Genomic DNA, 21,502 nt, shown 5'->3' with positions numbered 1-21,502 from the left:
ACGGATGTTGTGAACACCCGTCGTGCGGCATGGCTTCGTCGAATGGCTTAATACCCTTTGTTCTGGTTCAGATTGGCGTTCTTGTCGATTTCTCCCTGCGGTACCGGCCAAAGGAGCCTGGTATCGGTCAGCTTGTAGTTCAGGCTGTTACCCGCTCCGTCCTTGACTGCCTCCATCACGGGCACCACGCGGCCCGTGCGCACGAGGTCGTACCAGCGCTGGCCTTCGAAGGCCAGTTCCAGCCTGCGTTCCTTCTCGATCGCCAGGCGCATGGCAGCCTGGTCCGTCGCCGGAGTAGCCGCCAGCTTGGCGCGTGTCCTGACCTGGTTCACGAGCGTACGTGCACCGGCGAGGTCGCCCGTTTCGTTCAATGCCTCCGCTTTGAGCAGCAATACATCGGCGAGGCGGTACATGATAATGTTCTGCGACGCATCGGTGTTGCGCATTTTATAGGCAAAAGGGAACTTCGCCGTCGTCCAGTACTTGTCCGACCATTTCCCCGTTACATTGGCCGTGAAAATCGTCGATGCCTTCCGTACGGCGTCCTTTTCATCGTCAAATGCCTTCACGAGGTCGTTGGACGGCGTGTTGAACTTCTTCCAGTCGGTGCCATAGAACATAGACGAGCCCCAGTTTCCGCCTGTGGACCAGTCTTCGAAATTCAGTTCAAAAATAGCTTCGGCGCTGTTTTCATGCTTGCCGTCCCACAAATCCTCGAAGTTCGGCATGAGCGTGTAACCCAACGCGATCACCTTGTCGGCATTCGTTTTCACATTAGCCCAGTCCTTCCGTGTGGCGTACACTTTGGCCAGCAGGGTATGCACGGCGCCGGGTGTTACCGTCATTTTGTTCGGACCCGATTTCGGTACGGCGGTGGCTGCCTCGTCCAGGTCCTTGATAATCTGCGCGTACACCTCTTCCGCAGCACTTCTGGCCGGGTATAGCTGGCCGTAAATCTCTTCCACGTTCTCCGAAGTAATGGTCGGCAGTTCGTCCACCACCAGCGGCACGTCGCCATAAATGCGCACGAGGTCGAAATAGGCACGTGCCCGGATGAATTTTGCTTCCGCGACGATCTGCGCCTTCCGCGCGGCCGAAAGCGACGCATCCGTCACTTTGGGCACGTTGGCAATGATGGAGTTGGCGCTCGCCACGTGGTTGTACAAATACCGCCAGTCCCTGGCCGCTACGGCGTTGGTCGAGAGTATGCGGAACTCGTCCACCTCGAACCAGGCCGCATTGTCGGCACCGGCGTAGGAATTGTCGGATTGCCCGTCGGCCAGAATGAAGTAATCCATCAAATAATATTCCGCAGAGCCGTTTTTAAAGATCGCATAGGCGCCGGCCAGGGCAGCTTCGGCACTTGCCGCGTCCTTAATGGCCGATCCGGCAGTACCCGTGCCGCTCTCGCCTACCACTGTTTGGGAAACAGGTTGTAAATCCAATTGGTCCTGGCATGCCGGCAGCAGCAGCGACGATCCCAGTACAAGCGCTATATATTTGAAATTTTTCATGAGAATCCTGAATTAGAAAGTAACATTGAGACCTGCGATGAATGCGCGGGAAACCGGGTAAGTACCATAGTCGATACCCAGCGTGGCGCCACTCGATGTAAATGCATTTACCTCAGGATCAAATCCTTTGTATTTGGTAATGGTAAACAGGTTTTGGGCAGTAAGGTAAATCGACGCGCGGCCCAGCCTGATCTTGTCGGTCAGCTCCTTGCCGAGCGAGTAGGAAATCGTGGCGCTCTTCATCCGCAGGAACGACGCGTTTTCGACAAAGCGGGACGAGATGAGGGAATTGTTGACATTGCCGTCGGTCGCCCGCGGAATGTCGGTAATGTCCCCCGGCTTCTGCCAGCGTCTCAGGACCTCGGTCGACTGGTTCTTGCTGTCGTACATCCCCTCCGTTTCCAGGCGGGAAGCATTGAATGCCTTGTTACCCTGCGAACCCTGAAACAGGAACGACAAACTGAAATTCTTGTAAGTCAGGTTGTTGTTCATCCCGTAGGTAAATTTGGGCTGGGCCGATCCGAGGATCGTGCGGTCGGAAGGCGAGAAAGAACCGTCGCCATTTACATCGCGGTAGCTCATATCGCCGGTTTCCGGGTTCACGCCGTCGGCAATGTAGCCATAGAAAGTACCGAGTGATACACCTTCCTGCAAGATGATGATCTGGTCGCTGCGCCCTTCCACATCGGCATAGCGATAGATTTTGCTGAGCTGCAACTGGGTGATTTTGTTGCGGTTAAATGCGATGTTAAAATCGGTCGTCCATTGAAAATCCGACTTATCGAAGTTTACTGTCGACAATACGAATTCAAGCCCCTTGTTTTCCAGCTTGCCGGAGTTGCGCGGCATGTAGCTGTACCCGCTCGTGTTCGGCAGCGGCACATTGAGCAGCAGGTCGTTGGTTTTTTTCAGGTAAGCATCCGCCGTGAAGGTAACGCGGCCCTGCAACATGCTGAGGTCGATACCGATGTTCGTCTGCGTGGTCGTTTCCCAGCGCAGGTCCGGGTTGGGCGCGTAGGTAGGCGGCGTGACGGCCGGGCCCGATGGCGGGGTCGTAGGCGTGCGGCGCGTGTAGGTATTCAAGCCGTAGGACGCGTAATTCGCGAGCCCTTCCTGGTTACCGTTCTGTCCCCAGCCCCCACGCAGTTTCAGGTCGTTGATAAACTTCACATCCTGCATAAACGGCTCCGCGGAGATGCGCCACCCGGCCGATACGGACGGGAAGAAGCCCCATTGATTGCCTTTGGCGAGTTTCGAGGAACCATCGGCACGGAAGTTGGCCGTGATCAGGTATTTACTGTCAAAATTATACATCAACCGGCCGAGGTAGGAGTTCAAAAACCACTCCGATTGCTCCGTGTAGGCATCGGTGATCTCGTTGGCCGCATTCATGGTTTTCACGACGCCGTCGGCCGGGAAGTCGCGGCCGGCCATGTAGGAATTGTTCCAGGTATTTTTCTGGACCGTCGTACCCGCCACTGCAGAGAACTCGTTCTTTCCCCACTTTTTCTCGTAGTTCACCGTATTTTCCCAGAGGTAGGTAAATGAATTGGAGCGGGTGGCGTTGCCCAGCCCGTGCGTGCTGCCGTTCGCGCCCCAACCCTCGGTCGTCCGGTACGGGTCGAGATAGTAGTCATTGGCATGGTTCATGAAATCGATCCCGAAGTTGGAACGGTACACGAGCCCTTTGGCCAAAGTAAAATCCGCAGCCACATTACCGAAAATACGGTTGTCTTTCGCCGCCTGCGTTGGCCCGAACATCGCCGCGAGCGGATTGTCCCAGCCTGCTTTAAGCGGGTTGGTGGAGAAAATAGTGCCCCGGATCGAGTCCTGGCTGTAAATGCCCATCGTAGGCGGCGCGCCCAAAGCACCCAGTACCACCGCATTCCGGCCGGCATTGTTGTTGTCCTTCACGTCGCGTATCCTCGCATTGGCGTAGCTCAGGTTGGTCGTCAGCTTCATCCAGCTTTTGATCTGGTTGTCGAGGTTCATACGGAACGAATACCGGCGGTAGCTGGCAGGCTGGATAATGCCTTTGTCCTGCGTAATGGCGCCCGATACGAAATAGCGGTTCTTTTCTGTACCGCCCGAGAAGTTGAGCTGGTAATTCTGGTTGTGGCCCGTTGTGAATACTTCTTTGTTCCAGTCGGTCGTTTCGCTGCCCACGGTCACATTATGCCCCATTTCATTCATCAGGTCGGCATATTGCTGCGGGTTCAGCACGTTGATCTTCTTCGCCATGTTGGAAATCCCGTAATAGGCCGCGAAGTTGATCTGCGACTGGTTGGCCTTCCCTCTCTTGGTAGTCACGATTACCACCCCGTTCGAAGCCCTCGCCCCGTAAATGGCGGCAGACGAAGCATCTTTCAATACCTGGATGCTCTCGATGTCATTCACGTTCAGGTCGCGGGTGTCCATCGTAGGCACGCCGTCGACGACGTACAACGGCTCGTTACCCGCCTGCACCGACGTCGCCCCGCGTACGCGGATGGACAACGCGCTGCCCGGCTTACCCGACGGCTGCGTCACCTGCACACCGGCGGCCTTGCCCTGCAAAGCCTGCGCGGCCTGCAAAATCGGCCGTTCCTCAATGTCCTTCGTATCCACCGATGCGATGGAAGTCGTCACGTCCCCGCGCTTCTGGGTACCATACCCGATAACGACGATCTCGTTCAGCGTTTTCTGATCCGCACCGAGCGTCACATCGATCTGCGTCCGGTTGCCTACTGCGATTTCCTGCGTTCCGTAACCGATAAATGAAACAACCAGCACTGCCTGTTCGTTAGGCACGCCGATCGAGTAGTTTCCGTCCACATCTGTTACAGTACCTGATTGCGTCCCCTTCACCAGCACGCTTGCCCCCGGCAATGTCTGGTTTTGCTGATCCCTGATCACCCCCTTCACAACAATCTCCTGCGCATTCGCCAGGGTGACTGCCGCCAGAATCATGGCAATGAACATCGTAATTCTCTTTCCCATAGGATGTTAATGAATTATTGGTAATTAATCTGATAATTTCTTGGACAATTCCATGCAGCAAATTTAGGGATAGTTTGAGAAAGTCAATAGCCGAAATTTTATATAAATACCTGTATTTTAGATACTTACACTAATTATGATACGCTTCGGCACCGCGGTTTCAGATCGTGAAGTAACCTGATTTTCAGCATCTGCGAGCCCGCTTCGGCTGCCCTGCTCCCCGGATGGTGATACGCCTGCAAGCCGTTGATTTTTTTATAAAAAAATTGCACCCATCGCCCACCAATGCCGTTGGGGGCAATCATGGAAAATGCAGTGCAGCGGAGCGGGGGGAGTCGTCAGGCCGTTTCGAGGGCGTGGTCCAGTACCAGCAGGCTCCATCCCTCTCCCGTTTTGGAAGCGGCTATTTCCTTGCGCCGGTCCTGCATCACTTTCTTGATCCGGCTGGCATAGGCCCAGCATGTACCCTGGCGGATCGAGAGGATTTCGGATAGCTTGTGGGAAGAGATTTTCCCTTTGGTCGTGTACATGAGAAAAACCATGTAAAAGGCCTTGTTGATGGGAATGCGGGTATTCTGGAAAATGGTATGCGAAATCACCGACTCGTCGTAATCGCATTTGGCGCAGCGCCGGCTGTACGGCGCATGCCCGTGGAAGTAATGGTCGTGGCCGCACTTGCGGCATTCATAGTGGTCGGCGGCGGTGTCGTTGCCCCATTTCATACCCGCCAGGAATTTGAAACAGCTGTCGTTATCCGGGTAAATTTTGCTGAACTCCTCGAAATCCACCTCCGCCGACATAACCCGCGCCTGCGTCACCTTAACGACATTCGTATGCAATACCTCGTTATCCTTTTCGAGCAGCAGGTTCATTTGCAGGATTTCCTCCTTCTGCTGCTGCAACAGTGTATTCACCTGCGTCAGCTCCTGGTTCTGCGCTTCGATGATCGCCGACTGCTCCACTACCTCGCGGGTCCGTTCTTCCACCTCGGCTTCCAGCCTGCTGTTCAGCGAATCTTTCAATGCCTCGTTCTGCTTCATTTGCTGGATCATCTGCCGCTGCGCCCTTTCCTTGCGCTTTTTAAGCACGCGCACCTTGTCGCCGATCGCGAAAGAGAGGAATATCATTTCAATAACAAAGCAAATGCTGAGACTATAATAAGTGATCACGCCGAAGTTGAGGCCTTCCACGTGCAGCATGAGCAGCAATTTGTGAATAAACCCGATGGAAAGGAACGCATAGCCCAATACGAAGAAGCGCGCCGGATGGTAACCCTGCCGGTAAATGTAAATCCCGGTGTAAAAAGCGACGGCGAGCGGCACCAGTTCCACGAATTTGTAGCTGAACCAATTGGTATCCACCGCGAAGCATACCGCGAAAAAGACCGTCCGCAATACCATGACCAAAATAATGAAACGGTCGAGACGCGGGGCCTTTTTATGCGTGTAAAGCAGCGTACGAGTGAATTGCAGGGCGAAAATGCTGATACCGTACAAGGCAATGCCGTAGGCGTACTGGTTCCATTCGGGCGCGTTGGGCCACAGGTATTGGTACGCAATGCCATCCACGCACATTTCGAACAAGCCCACACAGAGGTTGTAAAGTACGTAATACAAGTACTGCACCTGCCGCACAGCCAGGTACATCATCAGGTTGTAGAAGCTGAAAACCAGTACCATACCGTAAAATATGCCGAAAATAAAGTACTCGTCCAGCGCATATTGAATGAAGCGGTTTACCGACCTGAGGACGATGATCGCGTCGGCCGTCTGGTGCGACTTCACACGGAAATAGTAGGTGCCGTCGTAGGCCGAAGCATTGGCAATGTTCAGCTCAAAGTTTTTGTGCGAGTACTCCCGGTTTTTAAACGGCAGCTGATCGCCCATGCGGTGTTCGACGTACCGGCCGTTTTCATCGGGCAGATACGCGGTAATGTCGTCGATCGTCTGATCGAAAAATTCCAGTATCCAGTTTTTGCGGCTGTCGGGATCGTGCCTGATTTTAATCCTGAACCAATAGGTCGATTTCAGGTTATAATTCTGCGGCGTGTTCGTGGCGTTGCTTCGAAAGCGTGCATTCAATGCCGGCGACAGCACATCGCTCAGCGAATAGGTACCGGCCTTGTCTTCCAACGACTGGATTTCCGGTCCCGTGAAAATGTGCTGGTCCTCCGAATCGGTAATTTTCAAAGCCCGCTGCGCAACAACGTGACCCAAAGCACTAATTATCAGCAACATCGCGATCAGAATTCTTTTCGCGTGTTTTAATGAGGCCGAAATGCGTAACAGTTGTGTCATGAATCCTGCGTATGAAGCCGGCGCGGGGCCGGGCGGTCGGGGAAATTGGTTAAGATCAGGATAACGCTTTTTGCCCCCCTTTCAGTTTTCCCCGACCGGCCATATCTTCTTTAACGCGGGTTCAGCTTTTGCAGCTCTTGCAGGATAACTTGCTCGTCGCCCAGGTAAAATGCCGCTTTACGGTACACGATCTTGTTGTTCTGGTCGACCACCAGAATGACCGGCAGGTAAGAAATGGCCGCCGCCCGCTTGAATTCACCATTCGGATCGAGATAATTTTCGAAGGTCCATTGGTGTTCCTTCCGCATGGCTTCCACTTTTTTAGCATCGGCGGCCGGATCGAAATTGATCATGATCACCTTCGTTTTGGTCTTGTTCGCGATCGTGTCTTTCAGCAGCGTCATCGCGTCCAGGGCCAGCACAGCACCTTTCGATTCCGATTCCCAGGTCAGGATAAGCAGGTTGGCGCCCGGATGGGCGATGCTGGCCGTGTTGACAATTTTCCCATTCATGTCGGAAATTTCAGCAGAAGGTAATTCGGCGGGTGCCTCCTGGCCCGCCGCCCAGGAACAGGCCACCATGCCTAACAGCAGCCCGGCCAACATTTTACGATACGATCTCATACTCCATTCGTTTGTTTACATGAAAAAACAACACGGCCACAGTGGCTTGTCATTGCTGAATGCAGGAAAAATATGCCAAACGACAGTGGGCAAGTCTCCGGTTTCACCGTCTATTGAAAGGCGCTGCAAGTATGAATTTTTGCAAACGCACTTATTAAGCGCAAGCGGTCGGAAAACGACCGGAGCCGAAACCGAACCATTCCAGTACCATTACCCATGCAACCCTTACTTCCGGACGATGCACAACTCCTGGACCGCCTCGGAAGTGACGATCCCCACGCTTTCGAGGAGATTTACCGCCGGTACTGGCAGCGTTTGTACGATTTTGCCTACACCAAAACGCGCGATACCGACGCCGCCGAAGAGATCGTCCAGGCGCTTTTTGTCGTGCTTTGGGAAAAAAGGGTATCGCTGCAAGTAGGCAACCTTCAAAGCTACCTTTTCACCGCCGTTCGCAACCGCATTATCGATCATTTCAAGGAAAAGGCATTTACCGCCCTCGACGATGTGGATTCGCCCAGCGAGCCTGATTATCCGCTTTTCCTCGACGAGCTCGAACAGGCCATGCAGCAGGCCGTGGGGCAGCTACCCGAAAAAACACGCCGGATATTCGTCCTGAACCGGTTCGAAGGCAATACGGTGAGGCAGATTGCGTCCCTGCTCCGTATGCCAGAGCGTACCGTGGAATACCACATTACACAAGCATTGCGCACGCTCAAAAAACTGCTCAAAGATTTCATCCTCCCGGTGGCGGCCATATTGGTATCTGGTAAATTTTAAAGAATGTTTGGGCAAAATCGGCTCATTTAATATAAATATTCAAATATTTTCTTCTCCATTTTGCGGTACAGGCCGCTTTTTCAGTCTTCTACCTAAACCACTCAACCGATATGAACAAACGTCATTTTCATCAGTTACTGACCCGTTACCGCTCCGGTGAATGCACGGAAAGGGAAGCCCGACTGGTGGACCAGTGGTTCGCATTGATTGACGTCGACGCGGAGGACCTCGCCGGCGCGACTTCGGAGCTGACTGAGGCCAGGTTATGGAATGCGATCCGTTCACGGTCCGGTTTGGATACCAAAATCGTGCTGAAAACGACGGAAATGCCGATGGCAGAAAGCAAGCCGCTGCATTTCTTCATCAAATGGCGCTGGGCGGCGGCCGTGGTGCTTATGCTGGCGGCATTCGGGGGCTATCAATGGGTTAGCCGGCAAAACGGTCGCCCGGGGAAGCTGGCGGCCGGTGAGACGCTCGCTAACCTCGTTGCTAAAACCAATTCCACCGCAGCGCCCATGTGGGTATTGCTGCCCGACGGCTCGCGCGTAAGCCTGCAACCGCAAAGCACCATCGAATACCCAACTGATTTTCAAAGCGATAAGCGTGAAATATATTTGAAAGGCAAGGCATTTTTCGAAGTCGCCCGGGATGAGCGCAAGCCATTCCTCGTGTATACGGGCGAGGTCACGACGAAAGTGCTCGGAACGAGTTTCTGGGTCAACCGCACGGAAGCCGACAAGGCTGTGGAAGTATCGGTCGTAACCGGAAAAGTATCTGTATTCCAAAAGGATAAGGAAAAAGAAGCCCGTGCCGGCAACCTGACGGGCGGCGTGGTACTGGGCCGAAACCAGCGCGTGAAATACACGCCGGATACGAAACAGTTTACCGCCGTGCTCGTGAAAACGCCGATCGCGGATGAGGTTTATAAAAATGCATTCGTGTTCGACGACGCCCGCCTGAGCACGGTTGCGCAAACGCTGGAACAAGCCTATGGGATCGACATTGTGCTGGCCAACGAGCGGCTGAAAAACTGCCTTTTCACAGCCGATATTAACAGTCAACCCCTGTTCACACAGCTCGCACTGATCGCGGCGTCGGTGAATGCGACGTATAGCATTAAAGGCACGAAGATATTCCTGGACGGCAAGGGCTGCCGCTAAAAAGCATTAAACTAAAACCGAAACACTATTCCTGAACGATTTCATACGCAGAACCTAAACCCTTTAACCTTTTTGACACCGCCTATGCATTGACCCACACCCCCTGAAAAAGAAAAAGAGCCGAATGTGTTGACACCACTTTCGACTCCCATACCCTCTCTGAACCTGGCCGGGTCCTCATCTGCGAAGATGAACGGGAGGGGTTTTGCCAAACTTTTCTGAAAACCTTAACAAAACATTCAAACTTAATGAAAAAACCAATACTCAGACATCCTCTGCTGCGACATATTATGAGGATAACCCTACTCCAATCCCTGCTGATCGGGCTGGCCGTAACGATCGGTTTCGCGCGCGAGGTACGCACGCAGGACCTGCTCGACCATTCCATTTCGATCAAAGCCGACAACCAGGAGCTCAGCAAAGTGCTCGACCGGATCGAAAACATGGCGAGCGTCAAGTTCGTGTACAGTTCCAACACGATCCAGGCCGAGCGCAAAGTGAGCATTTCCGTTACCGACCGGAAGCTTTCCGAAGTGCTGAACCTCGTGCTGCGGCCGCATAATATTTCCTACCGGCTCGTAGGCGGGCAAATCCTGCTGCAATCGGGAAACGTGTCCGGGTCGGAAACGGCCCGAAAAGCGGAGGCGGCGGTAACGGGGCGGGTTACCGATGAAAAAGGGGCCGGCCTGCCCGGTGTGAGCGTGGTGGAAAAAGGTACGCAGCGGGGCACGGTGACGGATATCGAAGGCAAGTTCTCGATCGAGGTGAGCGGGGCACAGTCGGTGCTCGTGTTGTCATTTGTCGGGTACGTATCTCAGGAGATTACGGTGGGTAACCAGAGCGTGATCGACGTGGCGATGAAAGTGGATAGCAAGGCACTGAACGAGGTAGTGGTGATCGGTTACGGTGCATTGAAAAAAGGCGACCTGACGGGCGCCGTGGCTACTATATCCGCGGATAAGCTGAAAAGCAAGGCTTCCGTCTCCTATGGGGAAGCATTGGTTGGCCAGATGGCAGGCGTGCAGGTACAGCAAACCAACGGCGCGCCGGGCGGCGAAGGCCTGAGCATCCGCATCCGCGGTACGGGTTCCATTTCGGCCAGCAGCTCGCCACTGTACGTGATCGACGGCTACCCGATCGACAGCAGCGCGTTCTCGCTCGTGAACAGCTCCGATATCGAAAGCATCCAGGTACTGAAAGATGCTTCCTCGACGGCCATTTACGGTTCCAGAGGTGCCAACGGCGTTGTCATCATCACAACGAAAAAAGGCAGCGCGGGTGCTCCGACGGTTTCTTTCAATACCTTTTTCGGCATGCAGCAGGTGGCGCGGAAGATCGATATGATGAATACCAAAGAGTATATCGAGTTTTTCAAGGACGGTCACAACCAGGCCTGGCTCGACCGCACGCCGATGCCCGGCGACCCGGCGCACACGATCCACGACAGCAACGAAATGCGGTCCAAATACACAAATTCCAACTTTTACATTATACCGGAAGCATTTAACGACCCGTCCAAATTCCCGGATGTCAACTGGCAGGACGAAATTTTCCGCAATGCATCGACCCAGAAACACGAGCTGTCGGTGAACGGCGGATCGGAGAAAGTGCGCTATGCCGTGTCGGGAAGTTATACCAACCAGCAGGGCATTCTGATCAACACCGATTTCAAACGCTATAACCTCCGGGCGAATATCACGACCAATGTGACCAAAAAGCTGGAACTGGGCGTGGCAGTAAGCTCCTATTACTCCGAAAATAACGACCTCGCCAACGGCAAGGACAGTCCGCTCGCCTACGCACTGTACCTGCCGCCGATTTACCCGCTCCGCAATGCGGACGGCACGTACGGCTCCCAGGTACGCAACCCGGAAATCTGGGCGGGCGACGTGGCCAACCCGGTGAGCATTGCCGAAAACGTAACGAATTTCACAAAAAAGAACGCCGTAATCGGCTCGGTATATGCTGAATATGAGCTCATTCCGGGACTAAAATACCGCGTCAGCCTGAATGCCAACCTGGAAAACCGCCGGTTGAAATATTACCAGCCATCATTTGTCGATACCGACGGCTCCCGCGCGCCGCGCATTGCGAACGGCCGCAGCGAAACCTGGCTGGGCGGAAACTGGCTGAACGAGCACACCTTGACCTGGTCGAAAACATTTTCCGAAAAGCATAATGTCAATCTGCTCGCAGGCTATACGGCCCAGAAATCGTTCGGCGAATATAATCAGCTGCGTGCGCAGAACTTCCCGAACGACGCGGTACGCACATTAAGCGCCGGGCAGATCGTGGGTGGTACCAGCACCGAATACCGCAACTCGCTCATCTCCTACCTGAGCCGCCTTACCTATTCTTACGACGATAAATACCTGTTCTCGGCCAGTATCCGCCGCGACGGCTCGTCCCGCTTCGGCTCGGAGAACAAATGGGGCACATTCCCTTCGGCGTCGGTGGGCTGGCGCGTGAGCAACGAGGCATTCATGCAGAATGTAAGTCAGATTTCGGACCTCAAAATCCGCGGAAGCTGGGGTTTGGTGGGTAACAACAAAATCGGTAACTACGACGCCATCGCACGGACCGGCGTGAACTACTATCCGCTGAACAACACCCTCGTGAATGCGGTGAACCCTTTGAATTATCCTAACCCCTTCCTCGGATGGGAGAAAACCATGCAATGGAACCTGGGCCTCGAACTGGGCCTCTTCCGTGACCGTATACGCCTGGAAGCTGATTTTTACAATAGTAAATCCGTGGATTTGCTCCTGGATGTACCCGTACCGACCATCAGCGGCTATGCGACACAGCTCCAAAATATCGGAAAAGTACAGAACAAGGGGATGGAATACCTCGTCCGCACGCGCAACACGGTGGGCGCATTCAAATGGTCGACGGATTTCAATATTTCCTTCAACAGGAACAAAGTGCTGGCACTCGGCCCCGACGCCCGGCCAATTTACGCCGGCGCGCCTAATGCCAACAACACCTTCATTACGACGGTGGGCCAGCCTATCGCCACCTATTTCGGTTACCAATACGACGGTGTGTTCAGAAACCAGGCGGAACTCGATGCCGCGCCGCACCTCGCCAACGACCGCCCCGGCGACCCGCGCTATGTGGACGTGAACAAAGACGGCCAGATCACCGCCGCCGACAAGACATTCCTCGGCAGCAACCAGCCGAAGTTTATCTACGGCTTCGGAAACGACTTTTCCTACAAGCGCTTCGACCTGAATGTGCAGCTCACCGGCTCGCAAGGCGCCAAACTGTTCAGCTTTTTCAACCGGATGATCGGTATTTACCACGGCGACCGTAATGGCCGCGCGAAGCTGAAAGACCGCTGGCGGTCGGAAGACGAGCCGGGTTCGGGCGATATCCTGCGCGCCAACCGCGACCCGAAAGGCTTGCAGAAAGAGCCTTCGAGCTACTGGGTAGAGAATGGATCGTTCCTGCGCATCCGCAATGTGTCACTGGGCTATAATTTCGACGGTGAAATGCTGCAAAAGATCAAGGTGCGCTCGCTGCGCGTGTATGTGACGGGCCAGAACCTGTACACTTTCACCAAATACCCCGGCTTCGACCCCGAAACGAGCAGCGAAGGCAATGGCCTCTCGCGCGGCGGCGATTACCTGGGCTACCCGGCCGCACGAACCGTCATAGCGGGCCTCAATGTAACATTCTGATCATTTTCCGGTAAAATTCATTCGTATGAAAAGATATATTTTAGCTGCCTTCCTCGTCGCGGCGTCGCTGTCGTGCAAGGAAAGCTTCATCGACCTGCAACCTATTTCCGATATGAATGCGGGTAACTTTTACAAAACCGAGCAGGACATGAACCAGGCGGTCATGTCGCCCTACTCGTCCCTGCGCGATTTATACAATCAGCTCTATATTTACACGGGCGAGATCCGCTCCGACAATACGACATTCTCGTGGGTGCCGGGCAGTTCGAAGGACATGACGTCGATCGACAACTTCGGGGACGTGCTGCTGTCGGATAACCAGAACATTCTCAACCTCTGGAACCGCAGCTACGTCACCATTTTGCGCAGCAACATCGTACTCGACAAGATCGACGACGTGACTTTCCGCGACGAGAAGCTGAAAAACCAATACAAAGCAGAAGCGCGTTTCCTGCGTGCATTGGTGTATTTCTGGCTCGTGCGGATTTACGGGGACGTTCCGAAGGTCGACAAGCAGATTTCCGTGCAGGAAGCCTATACCCTGGGCCGGGCACCGGTGGAAGAGATTTACAATTTCATCGTCGAAGACCTGAAATTTGCCGAGGCCAACCTGCCCGCCACCTACGCGACGGGCGACCGCGGACGTGTGACCCTGGGCGGCGCAAAAGGCCTGCTTTCGAAAGTATATATGTTCATGGCGGGCTACCCGCTCAAAAAAGGCGCATCGCATTACGCATTGGCCGAAGCCAAGGCGCTGGAAGTGATCAATAACCCGCAATATTCACTTTTGAGCGATTACAGGGCGGTATTCGATGTTAAAAACGAGAACAGTGCCGAATCCCTTTTTGAAGTACAATATAAAAAAGGCGGACCGGCACCGATCGTGACAGGCAGCCCGTGGAGCAACGATTTCGCGCCCCGTTTCTCAAACAAGGAAGTGATCCCCGTCGGTGATAAATCGGGCTTCAATGCCCCTACCCCTTCCATGTCGGCGGCTTACGAGAAAGGCGACCCGCGCAAAGCCATTTCCATGGCCGACGGCTATGTCTCCGATCCCGGCGGGCAGCAGGTCAATGAGAAGTTTGTCAAAAAGTATTACGACGTGTCGTTTTCGGTTACGCCCGACAATGATAACAACTGGCCCGAACTGCGCCTGGCCGACATTTACCTGCTGTACGCCGAAGCGCTCGTGCGCCAGGGCAAGCAGCAATCCACGGCCCTCCTCTACCTGAACAAGATCCGCCAGCGCGCCCGCAGCAGTGCAGGTGCCGGAGCAGGTGCATTGCCCGACTACGCTGCATTCACCTCCGACGCCGACTTTCTGCTGGCGATCGAGAAAGAGCGCCGCGTGGAGCTGGCATTCGAAAACCATCGCTGGTTCGACCTCGTGCGCACCGAGCGCGCGAAGGCCGTCATGAGCCAGGAACAGAAGGAACAGAACGGCTTCAACCCGGCCACATGGAGCGACAATATGCTGCTATTCCCGATCCCGTTGCAGGTGATCCAGTCCAATCCCGAAAAAATTAAACAAAACCCTGGTTACTAATGTCCATGCAATCCAAAATGCTACGCGTGCTGGCGGGCGGAATGCTGGCCTGGATGCTCGTCCCGGCCGCTTTCGCCCAAAAGGACAACACGCTCACTCCGAAAGAAAAGAAAGAAGGCTGGGTGCTGCTCTTCGACGGCACTTCCACCAAAGGCTGGGAAACTGCCGCCGGCAAACCCGTACCGGCCGGTTGGGAAGTCAAAAACGGCACGCTCTCAACGAAAAAGGACGGAAAGGGCGGCGATATCGTCAGCATCGGCGAATTCGCCGACTTCGACCTGAAAGCCGATTTCAACATCGCCCCGGAAGGCAACAGCGGGCTGAAATACTTTTTCACCAAATATGACCAGGGCGGCAACCTGGGTTTCGAATACCAGATCCTGGACGACAAGCTCGCCGAGGACAACAAGAAGGCCAACCACCTTACCGGGTCTTTCTACGACGTGATGCAGCCCGACGAATCCAGAAAGAAGGTGAATGCGCCGGGCCGGTGGAACACCCTGCGCATTGTCGCCAAGGGCAAAAACGTGCAGCACTACCTGAACGGCGTCAAGATCCTCGAATTTACCCGTACCGGAAAGGTATATACCGATGCTGTGGCACTTAGTAAGTTCAGCAAGGCGGTGCCGGCATTCGGGTCGGTGGATAAGGGCCACATCCTGTTGCAGGAGCACGGGGCAGAGGTTTCATTCAAAAACATTAAAATCAAAGCATTATAAGTCATGGCAAACAGACGTGAATTTCTAAAAACCACTGCCGCAGGTTCGCTGGGCATTGCCATCGGCGGTACGGCTATGGGTTTCAGTGCGAAAAGCTATAACCGCATTATCGGTGCCAACGACCTCATCCGCGTCGCGACGATCGGTGTCAACAGCCGCGGCAGAAGCATGAGCGGCACATTTGCCGGGCAGAAGAATGCAGAGGTAGGTATCGTGTGCGATGTGGACGAGCGGGCCATTCCGAAAGCTATCCAGGCCGTGATGGATGCCAAGCAAAAATTGACACCCAAATCTGAAAAGGACCTTCGCAGGGTACTCGAAGACAAATCCATCGACGCTATTTACACGGCAACACCCGACCACTGGCACGCGCCGCTGACCATTATGGGCTGCCAGGCGGGCAAGCACGTGTACGTGGAGAAGCCATTGAGCCACAATCCCCGCGAGGGCGAGCTGGCGATCGAGGCGGCGCGCAAGTACAAGCGCGTAGTGCAAATGGGCGCGCAGCGCAGGTCCGCGCCCGTGCTCACGGAAGGCATCAAGCAATTGCACCAGGGCATTATTGGCCGCGTGTACCTGGCCAAAACCTGGTATACCAATAAAAGAAAGGCCACTTACCTCAAACCCGGCACCGTGCCTTCCTGGCTCGACTATGAACTGTGGCAGGGCCCTGCGCCCCGCATGCCCTATAAAGAGGGCCTGATCCATTACGATTGGCACTGGTTCTGGCACTGGGGTACCGGCGAAGCGCTCAACAACGGCACGCACGAGGTGGATGTGGCACGCTGGGGCCTGGGCGTCGACTTTCCTACCCGTGTGAGTTCCATCGGCGGGCGGTACGAGTTCAAAGACGATTGGGAAACGCCCGACACGCAGGTGATCGCGATGGATTACCCCGGCCGCGTTTCGCTGATCTGGGAATCGCGGAGCTCCAATGGCCGTAAAATAGAAGGCCAGGACCGCGGGATCATTTTCTACGGTGAAAACGGGAGCCTAGATACCGGCGGCGACAGCTACAAGGTGTACGACCTCGACGGCAAGCTCATTAAGGAAGTGAACTCCCCTACCGAAGACGCCGGTATGCAAGGCCGCAACCTCGCCAGCCCGAGCCTCGGCATGGACAACCTCCACGTGGCCGATTTCCTCGACGCGATCCGCAATAACCGCAAACCCAACTGCGACGTCGAACTGGGCTTCAAGAGCGTGGTGGCGATGCAGCTCGGCAATATCGCCTGGCGCGTCGGCCGCGACCTGAAAATCGACCCGAAAAACGGGCATATTATCGGGGATAAGGAAGCCGAAAAGCTCTGGTCGCGCGAGTACGCGAAAGGCTGGGATCCGGTGGTATAAAGTAATACGGCCCTGCCAATGCACATTTGCAGGGCCGTATTTTAAATGGCAATTACGCCGCGCCCGCTGTATTTGGCACGGTATTCCAGCGGCGACACGCCTGAGATCTTCTTAAAAACTTCCCGAAAGGCCTTTTCATCGGAGTAGCCAACTTCGTTCATCACTTCGAAAATACTTTTCCGCCCTTTTTCCAGGATGCTTTTCGCCAGCTCCACTTTCATCCGTTGCAGGTATTCTACCGGCGAATTACCGGTGGCTTTGGAAAAACGCCGATCGAAATTGCGACGGCTGATGGCGAGATCGTCGGCCAGCTTTTCGAACGAAATTTTACCCGTCAGATTTTCTTCGAGATAGGTTTGCGCCTTTCGGATCAGTTCGTCCCCGTGGTTTTTCTGGCCCTGAAAAATGAGGAAAACCGATTGCGTGGACCGTTCGATGTCGATCTGGAAAATTTTGGCGCACAACACGGCAACCTCCCGATCGAAATACTTTTCAACGAGAAACAGGATGAGGTTCAGAAAGGAATAAGCGCCGCCGTTGGTGTAAAGGCCCGGCTCGGCGGCAATGAGCCTGTCTACCTGCAAGTTGACATTCGGAAAAAGGCGCCGGAAATCATTCGCGGCATTCCAGTGCGTGGAACAAACGCGGTCGTTGAGCAGGCCCGTCGCAGCCAGCAGGAATGCGCCCGTGCAGATGCTCGCTACCTCCGCGCCGCCCTTGTACTGCTCCCTGATCCAGCCGACAAGCTCCTGGTTATCTTGCAAAACCTGGTCGAAATCGTAGGAAAGCGACGGGATAATGATCAGGTCGGTTTTAGCGATATCGCGGAGGTTCGCGGGGGTCAGCGAAAAATAGCCGGTACCGAGTTTCAGATCGTCGATAAAACCCGCAATGTGTACCTGCATGAGCGGCTTGTTGCCTTTTTTCTGCCAGTACTGATCTGCGCGGGTAAGGATTTCGAAACTCCCTGTAATGCTGCTGAGGTTGATGTTCCCTTTCGGAACAACGATCGTCACTTGTTTCATAAATCGCAGGTTTTCACAAAACTACCACAACGATTTGTCCGGATCAACCCGGCAGGTTGTCCATTTTGCACCGTCCCGCATGGTGATATGGCCACTACCTTTGCATTATTCCTAATCAAAAAATCAATGGCTATGAACAATGCATCGGATTTCAGCGTGTCCTTTACGGTCGGCAAATCGCCCGCAGAAGCATTCAGGGCGATCAACCAGGTGAGCGGCTGGTGGTCGGAAGAAGTAGAAGGCGAAACCGACCGGGAAGGTGCGGTATGGCACTACCATTTTCAGGACGTGCACCGCTGCACCATGGAAATCACGGAAATGGTCCCGGACAAAAAGGTGGTTTGGCGCGTGCTGGACAATTATTTCAAATTTACCGAAGACCAAAGCGAATGGATCGGCGACACGATTGTTTTTGAAATAGCACAAAGCGATGGCAAAACCGAAGTAACATTCACCCAGCACGGACTCACGCCCGCCAATGAATGTTACGAAATATGCGAAGGCGCCTGGACAAACTACCTCACCGACAGCCTCCGGCTATTTATCGAGACCGGCAAAGGCCGTCCCAACGCTACCGGCAAGCCCCGTACGGAATATGAGGAGCAGGTAATGAAGGATTAGCACCAGGCTTTTATCAGCTATCCGCTGGCTCGGCCACCGCCGCTGCCGGCGATTTTCTCAACCCCTTCTCTCTCAGCATCTGATCGATCTTCCGCGTCATTTCAATAGATGCTTCGATCTCCGCTTTACGAATAGCGACGCTTTCGATATTAAAGCCGAACGGAATATTGCGCTCCATGCAGAATGCCGTCAGTTCCGAGGCGATTTCCAGGCATATGCCCACCGATTTTTCCAGCATATCGTCGGCGCCTTTCAGCTCTTCCTTCACCTGTTCGGGCACGTGAATGCCCAGCCATTCCATGAAATCCAGCGTTTTGGCGGATCCGCAGGCGGTAATCGTGAAAATGATCGCGGGCGGGGCTATCTGCTCGCGCTCGCAGCTGCGGGCGAAATCTTCGATCACGCGTTTGGCATAATCGAGGTTGAACACGCATTGAGAGATGAAATAGGACACGCCGCTGTTGATCTTGTCAAGCATCCGTACATCCTCGTCGTTCAGCACCTTATGTCTTTCTGGAATAGTTACTGCGCCTACCACGGAAGTATCACGGCGCTTTTCCCAGATTTTATACGCTTCGGGCAGGCTCGTTTTCACGGGGAAATCGGGCGCGGGAACACCCACGAATACCGGGTAGCATTGGTGCGCGTGCATTTCATCGAGCCAGTCGGACAGTTCGTCCGCGGAAAATTTACCGGCCGGGCGATAAACGATTTTGGGAATGCGCAATGCCCCGAGATGCTCCTTCGCAAATGTCAGCGGATCGAGGGCATTGATAAACGGAAACGGCCGCTCCTCCTTCGTGCGGGCCGATTCGTCCTGCACATCGTAAACAACGAGCGCATCTATATCCAGGGTCGAAAGGCGTTCGATCGTTTTCCCGGCGATTTCCGCCACGCGCTCGGGCGGCGTACCGGCTTTGGGCGGCGTAATGCCGTACAGCACCACCCCTGACTCTCTGGATTTAATCTTTTGTAAAAACATGATATAAGTATGTGACTTGCGGCTTTCCGGACTTCTCCTTCTCTAAAATCTGCCAATATAACTTTTTTAATCATCACGACGACGACATATTTAAAAGTTCACCCTGCCGTAAATGTGTCTTCGGAGATCACAAATGAGTAAAAGGCAAGTCGGCAGGTAATTTTCCCGAAAATGTGCTGGTTCCGTCCCTGGTTCAAATATAAATATTGACCTAAAAAATATAACTTTGCCAAAAATGTAAACTTGACACCTCTTGAACGTGATGCCGGACCGCCCGCATGTCTCTGACCAGCAGCTCCTGGAAGCTTTGTGCGAAGGGCATGACTGGGCTTTTACGGCGATCTACGATCAGTACTGGTACCCGCTGTACAAGGCGGCATTTCACAAACTGGGCCAGCGGCACATTGCCGAGGAGATCGTGCAGGACATTTTCACGCGCCTCTGGAACGAGCGCCGCAACCTCCGGACCAATACCCTGAATTTTTACCTTTTTTCCGCAGTACGGTTCGAAGTGATCGACCATATCCGCAAAGCCGGGCCCAGAAGTCGGTACCTCGCCCACTATCAGGCTTTTGCTAGCCAATCGGAGCGGTGTACCGATGATGAGGTGGCTTATAACGAGCTGCTGCACAGCATCGACGAGGGCCTGAAACCATTTTCCCCAAAAACCCGCGAGATATTCAAACTCAGCCGTATCGAAAGCTGGACCGTCGGGCAGATTGCCGACTTCATGAACCTGTCGGACAAAACCGTCGAATACCACCTTAGCAAAGCCTCTAAGGCCGTGCGCGAGTACATCAACGAGACGCTGCTGGTTCTCCTGCTCAGCATCTTCTCCTGACGCGCTCCCCCTTGCATTTTTAGAAGAACTTCCGGCCCAATTATCTCATTTCATATAAATTTTCGAATTTATTTTAAAATCATTCAGGGATATGACGGCCACTGTACGGTTTAGGGGTTGAAGCAGGCCGTATAGCCTGTGCCAACACAACCCCGAACCAGTGAACCTAAACGAAATCGAAAACCTGCTTTTGAAATACCGGAACGGACAATGTTCGCCGGAAGAGCAGCAACGCATCCATGCATGGTATGACCAGGTCCGGAGCAGCATGCCCCAGTCGGACCTGACGGAAGAAGAAAAATCATTACTGAAAAGCAGAATGTGGACGGCCATTCAGCACAACCGCAGGGCGCAGGCGCCAGCACACCGTCTGTTGTCGCGCAGCACGGTACGCCTGTATGCATCCGCGGCCGCGGTGGCGCTCCTGACCTTCGGCCTGTTCTATTTCTTTGGCAAAAAAACCTCTTCAGACCCGGTCGCAAAAAAAGCATTGTTCGTGGAAACCAGCCCTGAAGGCGTCATTTCCTCGGAAAACACCAGTACCAGGCCTATGCGGATCAGTCTCGGCGACAGCAGCCAGGTAACGCTCGCCCCCGGTGCCCGGCTCGTATACCCCCGCCGGTTCCTGGCCGGCAAGCGTGAGGTGCAGCTCGAAGGCGACGCTTTTTTCCAGATCACCAAAGACAGCCGCCGACCCTTTTTCGTGTACAGCGGCAAGCTCGTTACGCGCGTGCTTGGCACCAGTTTCTGGGTCAAAGAGGGCGGCGAGCAGCACCAGATGCAGGTGGAAGTGGTATGCGGGAAGGTTTCGGTATTTGAAAATGAGCGCATTGAAACTTCGGAACCGGTAGTTCTGGGCAAGCACCAGTTCAATAAGGGTGTGATCCTGACGCCTAATCAGCGCGTAACCTATTTCGAAGAAAGCGGGCATTTGATGACCAGCCTCGTAGACGAACCCCTGCTGCTCACTCCGCCCGTCGAACAGCACGCGGCGATTTACAAAAACGTCGCATTACCCGATATTTTCAACCGGCTGGAAGCCGCTTATGGTGTAGATATCGTCGTGTCGGGCGAGGCCGTGAACCGGTGCACATTCACCGGCGACCTGTCGGGTATGGCGCTCTTCGAGCAGCTCGACCTCATTTGTCAGTCCAACGACGGCTCCTACCAGGTCCAGGGCACGCGCATTCTCGTGTCGGCGGCCGGCTGCATTTGAAATCATGTTTAACCTAAACAGCCCAACCATGCATTAAACCTATCCCAATCAATAAAAAACCGGCAGAATGCGATCCTGCCGGCAAGTACTTTCCTGCTGCCGGGAATCCGCCAAGATGCGGCAGCGGGACATTCATTAGTTATAAAAAACCTGTCTAAACTATGAA

15 protein-coding genes are annotated in these 21,502 nt (G+C 54.2%); 9 read left to right on the top strand and 6 right to left on the bottom strand.

Annotated elements, in window-relative coordinates; genetic code table 11:
- Positions 1-47: 47 nt before the first annotated feature.
- The 4 genes from H144_RS0114460 to H144_RS0114440 form a co-directional block, all read right to left on the bottom strand.
- Positions 48-1,514, bottom strand: a complete 1,467-nt coding sequence (locus H144_RS0114460; RefSeq protein WP_019942792.1) for a RagB/SusD family nutrient uptake outer membrane protein — start codon at positions 1,512-1,514, stop codon at positions 48-50.
- Positions 1,515-1,526: 12 nt separating this feature from the next.
- A complete protein-coding gene (locus tag H144_RS0114455; protein WP_229207907.1) occupies positions 1,527-4,493 on the bottom strand; it encodes a SusC/RagA family TonB-linked outer membrane protein in 2,967 nt (988 codons plus the stop codon).
- A 338-nt stretch (positions 4,494-4,831) separates the two neighbouring features.
- Positions 4,832-6,790 carry a 7TM diverse intracellular signaling domain-containing protein gene (locus H144_RS0114445; protein WP_229207906.1) on the bottom strand — a complete coding sequence of 653 codons (1,959 nt, stop codon included), beginning with the start codon at positions 6,788-6,790 and terminating at the stop codon, positions 4,832-4,834.
- Between the two features lie 110 nt (positions 6,791-6,900).
- A complete protein-coding gene (locus H144_RS0114440; RefSeq protein ID WP_019942788.1) occupies positions 6,901-7,413 on the bottom strand; it encodes a TlpA family protein disulfide reductase in 513 nt (170 codons plus the stop codon).
- Positions 7,414-7,629: 216 nt separating this feature from the next.
- Here H144_RS0114440 and H144_RS0114435 point away from each other — a divergent pair, with 216 nt between their 5' ends.
- The 6 genes from H144_RS0114435 to H144_RS0114410 all read left to right on the top strand — a co-directional run bounded on the left by H144_RS0114435 (position 7,630) and on the right by H144_RS0114410 (position 16,651).
- A complete protein-coding gene (locus tag H144_RS0114435; RefSeq protein ID WP_019942787.1) occupies positions 7,630-8,193 on the top strand; it encodes an RNA polymerase sigma-70 factor in 564 nt (187 codons plus the stop codon).
- A 110-nt stretch (positions 8,194-8,303) separates the two neighbouring features.
- Positions 8,304-9,353: a FecR family protein gene (locus H144_RS33290; RefSeq protein WP_019942786.1), complete on the top strand. Its 1,050-nt coding sequence runs from the start codon at positions 8,304-8,306 to the stop codon at positions 9,351-9,353.
- A 290-nt stretch (positions 9,354-9,643) separates the two neighbouring features.
- Complete coding sequence (locus H144_RS0114425) at positions 9,644-13,036, top strand: TonB-dependent receptor (RefSeq protein WP_019942785.1); 3,393 nt, start codon at positions 9,644-9,646, stop codon at positions 13,034-13,036.
- Between the two features lie 25 nt (positions 13,037-13,061).
- Positions 13,062-14,582, top strand: a complete 1,521-nt coding sequence (locus tag H144_RS0114420) for a RagB/SusD family nutrient uptake outer membrane protein (RefSeq protein WP_019942784.1) — start codon at positions 13,062-13,064, stop codon at positions 14,580-14,582.
- Positions 14,582-15,301: a 3-keto-disaccharide hydrolase gene (locus H144_RS0114415; RefSeq protein ID WP_019942783.1), complete on the top strand. Its 720-nt coding sequence runs from the start codon at positions 14,582-14,584 to the stop codon at positions 15,299-15,301. The genes H144_RS0114420 and H144_RS0114415 overlap by 1 nt, the downstream gene beginning before the upstream one ends.
- Before the next feature lie 3 nt (positions 15,302-15,304).
- Positions 15,305-16,651, top strand: coding sequence for a Gfo/Idh/MocA family protein (locus tag H144_RS0114410; protein WP_019942782.1), 1,347 nt, complete (start codon positions 15,305-15,307; stop codon positions 16,649-16,651).
- A gap of 41 nt (positions 16,652-16,692) precedes the next feature.
- Here the strand turns inward: H144_RS0114410 and H144_RS0114405 are convergent, their stop codons facing one another.
- Positions 16,693-17,676 carry a GlxA family transcriptional regulator gene (locus H144_RS0114405; protein ID WP_019942781.1) on the bottom strand — a complete coding sequence of 328 codons (984 nt, stop codon included), beginning with the start codon at positions 17,674-17,676 and terminating at the stop codon, positions 16,693-16,695.
- 132 nt (positions 17,677-17,808) lie between these two features.
- Here H144_RS0114405 and H144_RS0114400 point away from each other — a divergent pair, with 132 nt between their 5' ends.
- Positions 17,809-18,297 (top strand): SRPBCC family protein, encoded by a 489-nt coding sequence (locus H144_RS0114400; RefSeq protein ID WP_033402814.1) that lies wholly within the window; start codon positions 17,809-17,811, stop codon positions 18,295-18,297.
- A 13-nt stretch (positions 18,298-18,310) separates the two neighbouring features.
- On the opposite strand, the gene H144_RS0114395 is transcribed toward H144_RS0114400, so the two are convergent.
- A complete protein-coding gene (locus H144_RS0114395; RefSeq protein WP_026350693.1) occupies positions 18,311-19,279 on the bottom strand; it encodes a methylenetetrahydrofolate reductase in 969 nt (322 codons plus the stop codon).
- 262 nt (positions 19,280-19,541) lie between these two features.
- Here H144_RS0114395 and H144_RS0114390 point away from each other — a divergent pair, with 262 nt between their 5' ends.
- Positions 19,542-20,120 (top strand): RNA polymerase sigma factor, encoded by a 579-nt coding sequence (locus tag H144_RS0114390; protein WP_019942778.1) that lies wholly within the window; start codon positions 19,542-19,544, stop codon positions 20,118-20,120.
- A gap of 160 nt (positions 20,121-20,280) precedes the next feature.
- Positions 20,281-21,336, top strand: a complete 1,056-nt coding sequence (locus H144_RS0114385; RefSeq protein ID WP_019942777.1) for a FecR family protein — start codon at positions 20,281-20,283, stop codon at positions 21,334-21,336.
- The last annotated feature ends 166 nt before the right edge of the window (positions 21,337-21,502 follow it).

Origin of the sequence: Dyadobacter beijingensis DSM 21582 (assembly GCF_000382205.1) — a bacterium.
In the GTDB taxonomy this organism is placed as follows: Bacteria; Bacteroidota; Bacteroidia; order Cytophagales; family Spirosomataceae; genus Dyadobacter; species Dyadobacter beijingensis.
The sequence above is the reverse complement of the archived record's forward strand: the minus strand, read 5'-3'. Positions and strand labels throughout refer to the sequence as shown.

Bases quoted from the DNA above. Each gene is read 5' to 3' on its own strand.
- H144_RS0114460 (WP_019942792.1), bottom strand. From the start codon at position 1,514: ATGAAAAATTTCAAATATATAGCGCTTGTACTGGGATCGTCGCTGCTG.
- H144_RS0114455 (WP_229207907.1), bottom strand. From the start codon at position 4,493: ATGGGAAAGAGAATTACGATGTTCATTGCCATGATTCTGGCGGCAGTC.
- H144_RS0114445 (WP_229207906.1), bottom strand. From the start codon at position 6,790: ATGACACAACTGTTACGCATTTCGGCCTCATTAAAACACGCGAAAAGA.
- H144_RS0114440 (WP_019942788.1), bottom strand. From the start codon at position 7,413: ATGAGATCGTATCGTAAAATGTTGGCCGGGCTGCTGTTAGGCATGGTG.
- H144_RS0114435 (WP_019942787.1), top strand. From the start codon at position 7,630: ATGCAACCCTTACTTCCGGACGATGCACAACTCCTGGACCGCCTCGGA.
- H144_RS33290 (WP_019942786.1), top strand. From the start codon at position 8,304: ATGAACAAACGTCATTTTCATCAGTTACTGACCCGTTACCGCTCCGGT.
- H144_RS0114425 (WP_019942785.1), top strand. From the start codon at position 9,644: ATGAGGATAACCCTACTCCAATCCCTGCTGATCGGGCTGGCCGTAACG.
- H144_RS0114420 (WP_019942784.1), top strand. From the start codon at position 13,062: ATGAAAAGATATATTTTAGCTGCCTTCCTCGTCGCGGCGTCGCTGTCG.
- H144_RS0114415 (WP_019942783.1), top strand. From the start codon at position 14,582: ATGTCCATGCAATCCAAAATGCTACGCGTGCTGGCGGGCGGAATGCTG.
- H144_RS0114410 (WP_019942782.1), top strand. From the start codon at position 15,305: ATGGCAAACAGACGTGAATTTCTAAAAACCACTGCCGCAGGTTCGCTG.
- H144_RS0114405 (WP_019942781.1), bottom strand. From the start codon at position 17,676: ATGAAACAAGTGACGATCGTTGTTCCGAAAGGGAACATCAACCTCAGC.
- H144_RS0114400 (WP_033402814.1), top strand. From the start codon at position 17,809: ATGAACAATGCATCGGATTTCAGCGTGTCCTTTACGGTCGGCAAATCG.
- H144_RS0114395 (WP_026350693.1), bottom strand. From the start codon at position 19,279: ATGTTTTTACAAAAGATTAAATCCAGAGAGTCAGGGGTGGTGCTGTAC.
- H144_RS0114390 (WP_019942778.1), top strand. From the start codon at position 19,542: ATGCCGGACCGCCCGCATGTCTCTGACCAGCAGCTCCTGGAAGCTTTG.